Raw genomic sequence first — 12440 nt, forward strand, 5'->3', positions numbered from 1 at the left:
CGAGGGAATTTCCCTCCATTGTGAGAAATTCCGTGTGTTTGCCGTCTCGAACACATTCTAGCGTCATTATATACAAGAAAAAATTGAATAAATTGAATAAAATATAGTAGAATTAGGAATATGTTAGACGGAATTGAAGCCCTTATTGCCCTGGAAAAACACGAAACTGTAAGTCAGGCAGCTTTGGCACTGAGATTGACTCAGTCTGCAGTGAGTAAAAGGATCCATGCCCTACAAGTTGAGTTGGATATGAAACTTGTTGAACCCGATGGCAGACGCCTTAAGCTCACACCGGAAGCGTTGCAGTTTTTGAGTAAGGCCAAGCCACTTTTGCTGGAACTTAAAAATCTTTCCATCGCTCCGGAAACGAAAAGCTCTCACATCTCTCAATTTTCTCTGGCCCTCTCCGACTCTATCGCTGGAAGTTTTGGGCCCAAAGTTATTAATCAAACCTTGCGCTCTTTTAAAAATCTCCGTCTCGACATCCACGTTCACCGAAGCTTGATGCTTTTAGAAAACGTGACACTTGGAAAATACCAATTGGGTATCTGTACATCAAACGATATGCGAAAAGACCTGGCCAGTTTTCATTTAGTCGATGAACCTCTGGCGCTTTTACATGCAGAAAATAAAAATAAGCCCAATAAAAATCTTCCACTTATTACAATTGAAGAAAACTCTGCAACATGGAAGAGCATCGGGCCCACGGTCAAAAAAGAGTACCCGCACCTTTTTTCCAATTCGGTCATCTACGTTGAGTCTTTCCTCGCTGTCTATCAAATGGCCAAAGTTGGCCTGGGCAACGGGCTTATTCCCCTTGGCCTTTGCAAAGAACTTCATATAAAAAAGAATCATTATAAAACGCTTAAGGTGAATCGCCCCATTTCGCTGGTTACCAGAAAAACCATCGCTCAATTGGAAATTTTCACTCCGTTTTATAACGAATTAAAAACTAACATTACTGAGTATTTCGACGATATAGACTCATGAAGAAAATCACTTACCTTTTATTAGGCCATCTAAGCCTCGCTCTGGGAATTATCGGCGCCTTCTTGCCGGTTCTTCCGACGACGCCTTTTTTACTGCTGGCCGCTTTCTTCTATTCTAAATCGAGTGTGCGCTTGCACATGTGGATGCTCGAACACAAATACCTGGGGCCACCTCTAAAAGACTGGCAGCAAAGTGGAGTCATTGGCATCAAGGCGAAATGGCTGGCAACAGTTATGATTCTACTGGTGATTGGCTGGCGTTTTCCAAAACTTAATATTGATCTATGGATAAAGATCCTGGCCTCTTCTGTTCTTTTGGCCGTGTTGGTTTTTATCTGGAGTCGTCCAGGAAAGGCAAAATAATGAAAATCTTTCTCGTTCTTTACTTCATCTTTTTTATTCTCTTCTGTTTAGTTCTGCCGACAGTTCGTGTCTGGAGACAACAAAAGATTTTGGCCATCACATTTAAAAATACAGACAGTGCCCACGACTATATCGGGAAACTTTTTAAAGTTGTCATCCTGGCCGCTGGATTTCCTGCGCTTCTTTATCTTTTTAATGAAGAAAGACTCCCAAGACTTATTCAGCTTGATCTTCCTCCAAGTGTATTTTATTTGGGGCTTATCATTATGGCCGTCTCTCTTCTTTGGGTGATGATTGCCCAAATACAAATGGCCAATTCGTGGAGAATTGGAATTGATTACGAAAAAAAGACGGAGCTCGTTCATGAGGGCTTCTTTAATTACTCACGCAACCCGATTTATTTGGGAATGCATGGAAGTCTTTTAGGTTTTTTTATGGTTCTTCCTAACGTCTGGTCGCTTGTGGTTTTTTTAATTGCCCACATCTTGATGCAGATTCAAACGCGATTGGAAGAAGAATACCTGGAAAAAATGCACGGGGCTTCTTACGCCGATTACAAAAATAAAGTGAGACGCTGGCTCTAGGGCTATTTACATTCGGTAATCTTTAAGCCCATTGGATCAAAAGTCACCTTCACTGGTTTCTTACTTTTTAGTGAGCCTTGCAGACACGAGAAATCTTTATCATCAGCTTTATAAACTCCGGCCTGATTTAAAAAATCGACATCGTAAACTTTTTTAGCATCGTTGTATTTCAATCTTGTGGTCACAAAATCTTTTGTCAGCGTCATCGCCTGAACATTGGCCGCGAATAAAAAGCAAAAAAGAGTTGTTAGTTTCATTATTTACCTCTACTCGCTAAAACTTCAGAAAATTCTTTTAAGACTTGAGTCGCATGCCCCATTTTTTGCTCTTCTGTAATAGGCATATCCATTGGCGCAAAGGGTTCACTTGATGAGATCGCCACAACTGTGCGATCAAAACTTCCACCATTTAAAGGAAAAGGATAAGTCGTTTTCATAATCGGACCTTTATAGCCTCTATCCATTTTGGCAACCCATTGATCAACAGTCACGGCCTTCTCGGTTAACGAAGGATCGATAACATACTTTTCAATTGTCCCATCTTTCTTTTTAACTTCGACAACTGGAGCAACGTGATAGTTCCACTCAATGTCTGTCCCTGGAACTTTTAAATCCCCTTTAATCCAGACTTTTTGAGCGGCAATTCCCATTTGTTCAAATCGGCGAGACATGATGTGTGCGCGGGCGTAACAACCATCGTATTTGTAGCCGAAAGGAATATCTTTCATATTTTTGGCGTCAGTGAAAAGTTTTTGCACTTCTTCTTCAGTGAGATACTTTGTAACTGGTTTTGGAATCGAGATATCTTTTAGGTGATCAAAATTTTGAATAACGCTGTTATCGACAATTTTCCCTTGATATAAACACCCAAGAGACTGCCCTTTTTTCTTATCGACGTAATAAGAGCTTATACTCCCGTCAACCATTTTTAAGTATTCCACCAGCTCGGCTTCAGAGAGATGATCTCTCATCTCTTTTCCAATTTTCTTTTGAAGAGAAAAGAGGTCTTTGATGTCGTTGCTACTGCAGAGCCCTTCAGCATCGGCCGTAAAATTATTTTCATTCAGGTTTGTCAGGTAGTTAAAACTCGACTTACTCGCTTCATACTTTGAAGGAACCATTAAAGATGGATCAATATCCGCTTTTAAAAGACGTGGATCGTAAAGCTCCTCATCCCCTGTACTCTTTTGCTCTTCTAGATAAGTCACTCCATCTTTTCCAGTGGCCTTAAAGTCGCCGACCACTAGCTGCGCCTGGCCTTCTTTCATCTTTAAGACAGAAGGGCCTTGAAAAGAATTATCTGTTGGCAGGAAGGCCAGGACTTTTTCATCTGATCCAGGTTTCTGGCATGAGTAATACTCACATTTCACATTGCCGTATAATTCATCAAGTTTTGTTTCTGCTTGAGAGAGTTTTCTCGTCTCTCCCATACGGCACTGGTAAGCTTCCTTCTCATTACCAATCGTCAGGTTAAGTTCTTTTTCCCCACCCTTATTATTTTTTAGGTATTCTTTTGCATCAGCTACTAGCTCTAGTGCCAGAGGATGCTTCACGCCTTTAAGCGATGAGATAACAGCTTTAGTATCGCTGATTCTTTTGGCCTTTGAATCAGGAGCTTTTGATCTTAAGTAATCAGACGCTTCAAACAAAACTCGCGTTCCATCTGAAACTTTATCGACTAATTTAACAATGGGATATTTACTGCCACTTTTAGTAACCGCAGAAAATCCATAACCAGTATCGACTACCAGAATCTTTTCAGCATCTTTCTGGCAAACAAAAACACCTGCTGAATCTTTCGGGCAATCAAGTGCTCGTCCTTCGATTTCAATTGTCGCTCCATGAACAACAGCATTCAAAACGAAATAACAAATGACAAACAAACCAGCGCAAAGCTTTCTCATTTTTTCTTCCTAAAAAAAGGGACTGTAATTACCCCAGGTAGCTTGAAATGGTAAACTTCCTTCCCTGGAAAAAGACGTGACTTTTCCCACAAAAAGAGAGTTGATCCTTCTCAATAATGATACCTCCCCCGTCTGCGCAGGCATATAGAGGTAAATTTGACTTCTTAGAATGGTGTTTTAATTCGGCATCATATCGCTTTGAGTTTTTATAGTGAGGAAAGAACTCAAAATTGACCAGTCTCATGGCCGAGAGGTTCTTCATGTCCCATGGGTTCTCATCGCGGTCAAAATGCGGGAAACTCGCGGTGTGCACGTGTGGAGTCAGGACAATGGCCCCGGCCGAAAGACCGCAAAGCACTCCCCCCCTTTTAAGAAACTTCTTAAAATGGCCGAACATTTTGTTCTTCTTTAAATGTTTTAAGAAATAAAAAGTGTTCCCTCCTCCCAAAAAGATGAGGTCGCTTTTTAACACTTCATTCAAAAGAGTTTTAGTAAAGGGCGTATCTACACAAAAGTGAATAAAACGCTGAACGCCAAGCTTTGAGAACTCTTCTACAAAGAACTTAAAGTCTTCTTCGGCATCGTATGAGCTTGAAGGAATGAATGTCAGTTTAGGAACATCAGCACCAGTGAGTTCGAGGGCGCGTTTATTAAGGAATTGATTTTCCTTTTCGCCGCCTCCGGAATAGAGAACTATTTTCATATTCCGTCTCTAAACTCTCGTACGATCTGAAGCATGCCTTTTACCAGGCGCGATTGTTCTTTTTCACTTTCAAAGTTAGAAGGCTTTCTATCTTTATCCGGGTTCAGGTTCTGATAGTCAGTGAATTCTTTTAAAATTCCCTGGATCTCTTCTGCTCCCAGCTTCGGACGTTGGTTCATCACCTTTTGAACGATTGTTGTAATCGAATCCCCAGTCACGCGGTCGTACTTGTTAATAACTGACGAGCGCATAGACACGTCTAACAGGACTTTTTCCGGCGCAGTCTTAAACTTTGCCGCAACTTTATTAAGTAACTTTATATAATTTTTCTGATAGCTTCTAATCTTTAAGTCTCTTCTTAATGAGCGTTTTAAATCCGCTTTCGTCGCATAGCTTGACTTGATCACGTCCAAGAATTCAGCTTCACTCACCTTCCCGTCTAATCCACGAGAAAGGTAAATTTGTGGAAGCTCTCTTAAAATATCGCGCATACAGAAGATCGCGTTCCAGTTAATTCCATCTGGTACTTTTTGTGGACCTTTAACTGACTTGGCCATTTCAAAGTAGCTGAAGTCTTCTCTGAAGTCTTCTACGTCTTTTCTGCAGTTCTCTAAAAGAAAGTCGACATACTTTTGCGGGTATCCGATTTTTCTTAAAATGTTTCTGTTTTTATAATCAAAGAAGCGCTTATCAAACGTCACAACCGAGTGGTGATTTTTATAATCTTCAATTGATTTTTTCTTTTCATTCTTAATGTAGTCAACAATTTGAGCAAACGTCTGAACGATGTAGCGTGCTTTTTGTTTTTGCTCTTTAATTGATGTCGACCAGCGCTGAACATCGTCGTAGCGGTATTCATGGTGGTAGAGACCAAACTGACGGACTGATCCGTAGTCGATGATTCCCCCATCCATCAGGATGTTATCTCCATCCCAGTCTAACCAGCAGAAGATATACTGGTCTTCAAAGTTTGCGGCCATTTCAGCAAATGTCTCAGTCACTTGATTTAAGAAATAGTCGTAAATTGTTTTTGAATCTGATGGGACGTTTTTCCAGACTTTGTTTTTAGTCTGGCGTTCAATATAGTAATCCACCATTCTCTTAAGTGTCGGCAGATTGTTTTGTTTTAAGTGATTAAACATATGCGATGGACGAAGAAGATTGTCGTGCACGCGAATGTTAATTGCTAAACCTTTTTGAAATTCAATGATCCCTAAAACGCGCTCTGTTTCCAGTCCGTTTTTAGCTAAAACTTCACTGAAAAAAAGCGAGCTTAGTCCTTCATCTTTTTCTGAGTAACCACAGCCATAAGAAACCGTCGGGTCCCCTGTTTGATAGAATTTTTTATTAATATTGCAGGCAGGGCTTAACTTTGTTGCGCCCGTTCCACAGCTTGAAACGTCCCACGTTTTTCCGCCTTTAGAAATTTGACCATTCCAGATACTTCTTCCATCTCCCGATGTCGTCCCCTTCTTGCACGGGTGCTGCAACTGCAAGTAACGAGTGGCCATGTAAGTGTTCGGTCTGATTTCTTCCTTGGGAAAATTAAAATTATTCATCATATCGTATTCGTTTATGATGACGATACTGAATGTGTTTAGGATTTCTTCTTTGAGTTCTTTAGTGAGTTCGTTTGGATGATTTTCTGGGATGAGTCCGATTTCACGAGCGAGATCAAAATTGAAGAAGGCCACTTGTCCGCCATGCCTTGTCCTCACCTGATACTCTACCACCGCTTCGGGGACGTTTTTCTTCAGAGGGTGACTTCCGTCTATCTCCCTGAATTTTCCGTAAGGGTTAGTGTCTTTGTTTGGTTTTGACTCTTTTAATTTTGTATTTCCCATACCTTATTGTCAGAGATTCCAAAAAAAAATTCCAATAAATTTTCACTGGGCAAATTCTCATAGGCAAAACATTCCCTTACATCTGGCCCCAATGGGCCTCCTAGGGACTCTCCAATGACGTTAGAGCGAAGAATAATAAGCTGGCCTTAACAATTCATGTGAGAGTTGCTTATGAAAAATAGATGCTCCTATAAACAGTATAAAGCATTTTGCTCTGGTATTTATTTTTTCAATAAATCACTGAAATATTCGACACATCCACCGATAGGATGGGTGTCAAATAATCTCTTTTTTAAGGACCCCCGTATGTCTCTACGCTTATCTGTGCTGCTTTTTATTTCTCTTTCTGCTCTGTACTCATGTTCAACTATCAGTAAAAAAGACTGTTTCAAAGACATGAAAGAGCTCGGCCTTCTTCAAGGGCGACAAGGCTCTCCAGTTAAATACACAGACGACCTTAGAAACGTATGTATGGGAAGAAACCCAAGCATTGATCTTGAAGCTTATGAAAAAGGATTTTACCAGGGATGGATGGAGTACTGTCTTCCCAACCGCGCTTTTGAAATGGGGAAACGCTCTGATCGCTACTTCAGTTTCTGTCCGGCCGAACGCGAGAGCATGTTCAGAGAAAAATACCTTATTGGAAAACACGTCTTTGAATTAAAAGATGAAGAAGAAGAATTAAAAGAGCGTCTGGAAGAATTGAAGCCAACAATCACGACGAACTCTGCCGACAGCGACGAGTACCACAAAATTCAAAAAGGACTGGAAAAACTAAGAAGTGAAATCCAGGCCCTGGAAATTGAAGGTGCTAAAAATACATTTAAATTCCGTTAATCAACTCTATAAAATAAAAAGGGCCTAAAGGCCCTTTTTTATTCTTTCAACTCTTTAATTAACTTCTTGTAAGCCGAACGTTTAAATATCGAAAAGTTTGAAGCTGCCCCTTCTAAAGCTTCCCCTAATTTTTTATAGGGTTCTTTATTTGAAGTATTGAATTTATCCAGAATTAATTTACCTAGAATCGTTCCCTCAGAGTCTCCATCGTATGGGTTTAACTTTTGGGCAACATAACTCTTAACCTCTTCATCATTTAGTTTAGCTAAGATTGAGGTCATATTAGTCATTCTCTTTTCTCTTAATTCACTATCCAGATCAAATCTCCCTTGGACTAAATGTCTAAAATAAGTGATTGCATGATCAACCGTCAGATTATCCAGACTAATCGAAGGAAAAGGATATTTTTCAGTTTTTATTAATCTACTATCTACGTACGTTTTGACAATCAAGTTGATTGGATCATTAACTCCAAACCACTTCCTTCCAACGAATTGCCATCCATCAATTCCAAAATTCTCGGTATCTGTTACAAAAGTCAGCCCTACATTATTGGCAAAGCCACTACCCGAATAAATTAACCCCGATGTCTTTTCGTTGAAAACGTCTATTTTAACATGAGCGCCATCCAAAGACTCTGGAACATACACTACATACTTGAAACCAACGGTCCCATAAGCATAACTTACTCGAATGTACTCAAACGAGACATCTTGTATCGAACTGAAAACTAACTGCACCTTACTTGCTCCTACAATTTCACTTTCTTTAATGAGAATCGACTCAAAGAAAATTTGGCTAGCTGTAAACGCTTTCTTATTCAGGCCTTTAAAAATGACAACTAAATTGCGGCTTCCATTTGTGACATCGTCGCTTTCAATTTCATACGACTCATAATTTGGCCCTGGCTGAATTTTAAGTTCCGCATTTTCATGCGCACCATACTTAATCAACACTTTAGCAGTAGCTTTTTCTAAGGAAGACTCAAGCATTATCATCCTAAGACTCGATGTCTTTCCTCTGACATTTAGCTTTTTCTCCGCCAATTTGCGGTGTTTATAGTAAATTTCGATATTGATATCTGGATTAAAATTTGGATCAAAGATTTCTTCGTTGGTGAAATCTTCCAGCAAGATACCTCCACCAGTATCAGTTAAAGCTCCCGGACCAACATCAAAGTATTCTTCTACCTGTGTGTTACCTTTAATGTATTTGGCCACCAACTGAAGATCATTTGCATTAAGCGTGGCGTTCTCTACTTTCAGTTTATAAGAAACTTCCAAAGAGGCTTCTGAAGACGAATGGGCCACCGAACCTTCAAGTGAAAAGTATGCGCTTTTTACACTATTTAGTGAGTACCCGATATTGGCAATTCCACCAATTGAGCGCCCTTCATTGGCCTGAGCTGGACGTCCCCAGCTAACTCCGCCATCGATAATTGCTTTTCTTACTTCAGCCGGACTTAAAGTCATATTTTTATCAAGCAGCAACCCCGCCATTCCGGCGACTAAAGGTGTAGCCATCGAGGTTCCATTCATTTTTGTGTATTTATGATTCGGGATTGTTGATAAAATCTCATACCCTGGGGCCAGAATATCGACAGTCGTTCGTCCATAATTACTGAAGTCAGTAATCTTTCCGACATCATCGATTGCACCAACGGAGATAATATTTGGTACGTCGTAATTAGCGGGATAAACCGGAACAGAGTCATTATCAGAATCCTCATTTCCAGCCGCTGCTACAAAAACAATTCCTCTCGCATCAGCACGTTTAATTGCTTGCTCTTCGGCCCTTGAATATTCAGGCGAACCATAAGAGTTAGAAATGATATGCACTCCACGAGAGATAGCATAGTCTATCGCTTTTACGACCGCAAAAACAGTTGAACGACCTTGAGCGTTCAAGATTTTTATCGGTAGAATTTGTCCTTCGGGAAGAAGGCCCGCAATCCCGGTGCTGTTATGTCTGGCAGCAATCACTCCCGCGCAATGAGTGCCGTGTGCATTATCATCCATCGGGTCACCATCGTCGTTCTCAAAATCAAATCCATAAATATCGTCAACGTGACCGTTTCCATCGTCATCCACATCAGGCTCTCCATTAGCTTCAGCTTCATTGATCAAAATCTGCCCTTGCAAGTCCTCATGTCTGTAATCAACGCCTGTATCAATAACAGCAACTTTAATTTTTTTGGAGTTTTGCTTAGCTGCTAATTTAGTATAACCAATATAATCCAGCCCCCACTGCTCGCGGAAATACTCATCCTTCATCGGAAAGACCGGATCAAAGAAATCCAGCTTATAAACTACCCAATTTGGTTCAACGTATTCAATATCACCTGATGGAATGTATGATTTATCTTTTGAGTTCTTACTAGGTAACTTATCAATTTTGGCGAATGTCCCAAAAGATGTTTCGGCAACATTGCTATCTACTCCAAATGATTTCAAGTGAAGTCCAACTCTTTTTGAGGCATTCTGTTTGAACTTTATTATGTATCCATCAAACTCTGGTTTTGCCGGAAATGTTTTTGCTAAAGCTGTAGCTGTAAAAAATGAGAATAAAGCTAGAAGCAGGAAGTTTAATTTCATTTATGCGCACCTTGGTAAACATTGATCCGCTCTAGTAACATTTCACTTGGAATATGTCTCGTTTTTTTATTGAGAAATAAGAAAATAAGTGCTCAAAAGAGAACACTGACAAATGGATTAATCATAAGCTTTTTGAGGAACACCCTGAGACTCATAAATCAAGAATCGCTTCCTAATCCACTCTAAAAAGAGCAAACTTCAAATAACGAAGTTCATCCATTGCCAGCGGGTAAGGATGATCAAAAGGCTGTCCGCCTAGATAAACTAGTGTCCCTTTTTTTCTAGTCTTCGAAAAAGACTCGCGACAGATATCGAGAAATTTATCGGTGCTGATATGGCTTGAACAAGAACTGGCAGCAAAAAGTCCATTGCCTTTAACCAGCTTGAGAGAGTTAGCAAAAACTTTAGTGTAAGCGGCTGTTGCCGTCTCCACTGCTTTTTGGTTGGGAGCAAAACTTGGCGGGTCTGTAATAACTAAATCCCACTTCTGCTTGTTTTTAATCTGCTCATCAATAAATAAGAAAGCATCATCAGCGATCGCATTGTGCTTAACTTTAAGATCGTTAACTTCAAAATTTCTATTAGAAGCTTCAATCGCTGCTTTGGCGATATCCACACTCGTGACTTCACTGGCCCCACCGTGAGCGGCAAAAATGGAGAATCCACCAGTGTAGCTGAAGAGATTTAAAACGCTTTTATTTTTTGAAAACTGAGAAATCAGTTTGCGGTTATCTCTTTGGTCTAAAAAGAATCCGGTCTTAGCAGCATCTCTAATATTGCTGGCAAAAAAACTTCCATTTTCTTTAAAAAGTACTTCCGGCTGAAGGGCACCGACAATATCCATCCCCTTCACTTCTTCATCATTTCTTCTTTTGTAATAAACATTTTTGATAAAAGGCATTTCTTCCTGCAGGCGCTGCGCGATTCCTGCATGATTATAAAAACGCTCCATCACCGGGTGATCGTGCTTGATAACTGCAGTGTGATCATAAACGTCGATGATCAATCCCGGCATCCCGTCACCTTCTCCGTTGACCAGACGAAAACTATTAGTAGCTTCACTTCTAAAGCCCTGGCGAAGGGCCATCGCTCTTTGCAGCTGGATTTCACTCCATGCAAGGACTGTGTGGTTTAAATTATTCATGCGGACATAAGGCTCTTCACATAAACACAGAAGTCTAAAGCGAAGTTGAGTGTCGGCCTGAACCAGACCGATGGCGACCGAGTCTTTGCGCGATTTTAAAACCGCGAGCCCTGTTGGAGTTTTTCCATCAAAGCAGTCAGCAAAGATCCATCTGTGTCCACGCAGAAGGTGTTTATTCACATCGCGGATCAGTTGAATTTCAGGGATGGCACTGTCTGGAACATTCACTAAAGGAGTCTTAGTCACGGGCTTTCCTTATATACAAAAATAATGAGTCTTCTTCTTAGTCTAAAACACGACCTACGGCAACTAAGGGTCTTTTAAAAGACCGGCCAACGACGACAAATATTATCATCAAAGGCTTCAATTGGCAGTTTTAAAGCATCTCTCAGTCGCCTAAAAGGACATCTAACATACTAATAAATAAAGGTTTTTACAATTGCAGGTTGAATCCATGAGTGCTGACTACAGACGTACATAAAAATTACACAACCTCTGGAGACTTTTTTGGAGAGGGATTAAACTGCAGACAGATTAAAACTGAACATTTGGTAAAAGAAAATGGAACACACACAGCCCCACACAACAACACACGAATCGGCAGCCCCCACTGCCATTCAACCGAAGAATGAAAAGCCCGTGATCTATGATTATGTGGATTATAGGGCTTTCCTTTCGGACTCTCTGGCGCACATCCAGACAAAAAACTCTAAGTACTCTGCAACTGCCTACGTAAGACAAGCTGGTTTCGGAGAGAATTCTCGTGGATATTTCAACTTGATCATGAACGGAAAAAGAAATCTTTCTTCTTCTACGATCCTGGGTTTCGCTCGTACATTAAAATTAAGTGAGAAAGAAACTTTCCACTTTGAGAATCTGGTTCACTACAACCAGGCGACAACTGAAAAAGAAAAGACCCTTTATTTCGAACGCATCAATAAGAACATGAAAGGTAAAACCTCTCCTGCGTTTGAACTATTAAAGTCACAGTACAACTACTTCTCTCAATGGTACATGGTAGCGATTAGAGAGCTTGTGTCTCTTGACTCATTTAAAGAAGACTACGATTTCATCGCTAAAAAGCTAAGAAATAAAGTAGCAAAAAAAGAAATCATCGAAGCTATCAATGACCTGATCACGCTAGGGCTTTTAGGCCGCGATGCCAACGGGAAATTGATCCAGACTGATGACTTGATCAACTTTACTGACAACTCAATGAACTACACTGTGGTGAATGCCCTTCACTCACAATTTTTAGATAAAGCAAAAGAAACGTTGAGCGAAGACGCTTACACTAACCGCTCGGCGAGCTGTGTAGTCCTGGCAACAGATAAAGAAAACTTCGACAAAATCAGAGAAGAAGTTAAGGCATTCAGAGAGCATATTATGAACAAGTATGCCACGAACAATGCCAAAGTTGACTGCGTACTAAACTTAGGAATCCAATTAAACCATATTACGACTTTAGAATAATTTGAG

General features: G+C 40.4%; 11 protein-coding genes. 5 read left to right on the top strand and 6 right to left on the bottom strand.

The genetic code is table 11. The features are described from left to right. The first annotated feature begins 120 nt into the window (after positions 1–120). From C0V70_RS13005 to C0V70_RS13015, 3 genes are read left to right on the top strand one after another with little or no spacing between them, the layout of a single operon-like run. Positions 121–990: a LysR family transcriptional regulator gene (locus C0V70_RS13005; protein WP_102244294.1), complete on the top strand. Its 870-nt coding sequence runs from the start codon at positions 121–123 to the stop codon at positions 988–990. Then, complete coding sequence (locus C0V70_RS13010; RefSeq protein ID WP_102244295.1) at positions 987–1352, top strand: YbaN family protein; 366 nt, start codon at positions 987–989, stop codon at positions 1350–1352. The genes C0V70_RS13005 and C0V70_RS13010 overlap by 4 nt, the downstream gene beginning before the upstream one ends. After that, positions 1352–1936: a methyltransferase family protein gene (locus C0V70_RS13015; RefSeq protein ID WP_158649681.1), complete on the top strand. Its 585-nt coding sequence runs from the start codon at positions 1352–1354 to the stop codon at positions 1934–1936. Before C0V70_RS13010 ends, C0V70_RS13015 begins: the two co-directional genes overlap by 1 nt. 2 nt (positions 1937–1938) lie before the next feature. On the opposite strand, the gene C0V70_RS13020 is transcribed toward C0V70_RS13015, so the two are convergent. From C0V70_RS13020 to C0V70_RS13035, 4 genes are read right to left on the bottom strand one after another with little or no spacing between them, the layout of a single operon-like run. Continuing rightward, positions 1939–2193, bottom strand: a complete 255-nt coding sequence (locus C0V70_RS13020) for a hypothetical protein (protein ID WP_102244297.1) — start codon at positions 2191–2193, stop codon at positions 1939–1941. Beyond that, positions 2193–3839 carry a protein-glutamine glutaminase family protein gene (locus C0V70_RS13025; RefSeq protein WP_102244298.1) on the bottom strand — a complete coding sequence of 549 codons (1647 nt, stop codon included), beginning with the start codon at positions 3837–3839 and terminating at the stop codon, positions 2193–2195. Before C0V70_RS13025 ends, C0V70_RS13020 begins: the two co-directional genes overlap by 1 nt. Positions 3840–3867: 28 nt before the next feature. Continuing rightward, positions 3868–4542, bottom strand: coding sequence for a Type 1 glutamine amidotransferase-like domain-containing protein (locus C0V70_RS13030; RefSeq protein WP_102244299.1), 675 nt, complete (start codon positions 4540–4542; stop codon positions 3868–3870). Beyond that, positions 4539–6386, bottom strand: a complete 1848-nt coding sequence (locus tag C0V70_RS13035) for a hypothetical protein (protein ID WP_102244300.1) — start codon at positions 6384–6386, stop codon at positions 4539–4541. Before C0V70_RS13035 ends, C0V70_RS13030 begins: the two co-directional genes overlap by 4 nt. Before the next feature lie 306 nt (positions 6387–6692). Between C0V70_RS13035 and C0V70_RS13040 the strand changes: the two genes are divergently transcribed. Continuing rightward, positions 6693–7223 carry a DUF2799 domain-containing protein gene (locus C0V70_RS13040; RefSeq protein ID WP_158649682.1) on the top strand — a complete coding sequence of 177 codons (531 nt, stop codon included), beginning with the start codon at positions 6693–6695 and terminating at the stop codon, positions 7221–7223. Positions 7224–7261: 38 nt separating this feature from the next. Here the strand turns inward: C0V70_RS13040 and C0V70_RS13045 are convergent, their stop codons facing one another. Beyond that, positions 7262–9817 carry a S8 family peptidase gene (locus C0V70_RS13045; RefSeq protein ID WP_102244302.1) on the bottom strand — a complete coding sequence of 852 codons (2556 nt, stop codon included), beginning with the start codon at positions 9815–9817 and terminating at the stop codon, positions 7262–7264. A gap of 172 nt (positions 9818–9989) precedes the next feature. Continuing rightward, positions 9990–11207 carry a class I SAM-dependent rRNA methyltransferase gene (locus C0V70_RS13050; protein ID WP_208107735.1) on the bottom strand — a complete coding sequence of 406 codons (1218 nt, stop codon included), beginning with the start codon at positions 11205–11207 and terminating at the stop codon, positions 9990–9992. A 315-nt stretch (positions 11208–11522) separates the two neighbouring features. On the opposite strand from C0V70_RS13050, the gene C0V70_RS13055 reads away from it, so the two are divergent. Then, positions 11523–12434: a TIGR02147 family protein gene (locus C0V70_RS13055; protein WP_102244303.1), complete on the top strand. Its 912-nt coding sequence runs from the start codon at positions 11523–11525 to the stop codon at positions 12432–12434. Positions 12435–12440 lie beyond the last annotated feature (6 nt).

The organism is Bacteriovorax stolpii (assembly GCF_002872415.1).
GTDB classification, from domain to species: Bacteria; Bdellovibrionota; Bacteriovoracia; order Bacteriovoracales; family Bacteriovoracaceae; genus Bacteriovorax; species Bacteriovorax stolpii.

Coding starts and splice junctions, on each gene's coding strand:
- C0V70_RS13005 (WP_102244294.1), top strand. CDS start 121: ATGTTAGACGGAATTGAAGCCCTTATTGCCCTGGAAAAACACGAAACT.
- C0V70_RS13010 (WP_102244295.1), top strand. CDS start 987: ATGAAGAAAATCACTTACCTTTTATTAGGCCATCTAAGCCTCGCTCTG.
- C0V70_RS13015 (WP_158649681.1), top strand. CDS start 1,352: ATGAAAATCTTTCTCGTTCTTTACTTCATCTTTTTTATTCTCTTCTGT.
- C0V70_RS13020 (WP_102244297.1), bottom strand. CDS start 2,193: ATGAAACTAACAACTCTTTTTTGCTTTTTATTCGCGGCCAATGTTCAG.
- C0V70_RS13025 (WP_102244298.1), bottom strand. CDS start 3,839: ATGAGAAAGCTTTGCGCTGGTTTGTTTGTCATTTGTTATTTCGTTTTG.
- C0V70_RS13030 (WP_102244299.1), bottom strand. CDS start 4,542: ATGAAAATAGTTCTCTATTCCGGAGGCGGCGAAAAGGAAAATCAATTC.
- C0V70_RS13035 (WP_102244300.1), bottom strand. CDS start 6,386: ATGGGAAATACAAAATTAAAAGAGTCAAAACCAAACAAAGACACTAAC.
- C0V70_RS13040 (WP_158649682.1), top strand. CDS start 6,693: ATGTCTCTACGCTTATCTGTGCTGCTTTTTATTTCTCTTTCTGCTCTG.
- C0V70_RS13045 (WP_102244302.1), bottom strand. CDS start 9,817: ATGAAATTAAACTTCCTGCTTCTAGCTTTATTCTCATTTTTTACAGCT.
- C0V70_RS13055 (WP_102244303.1), top strand. CDS start 11,523: ATGGAACACACACAGCCCCACACAACAACACACGAATCGGCAGCCCCC.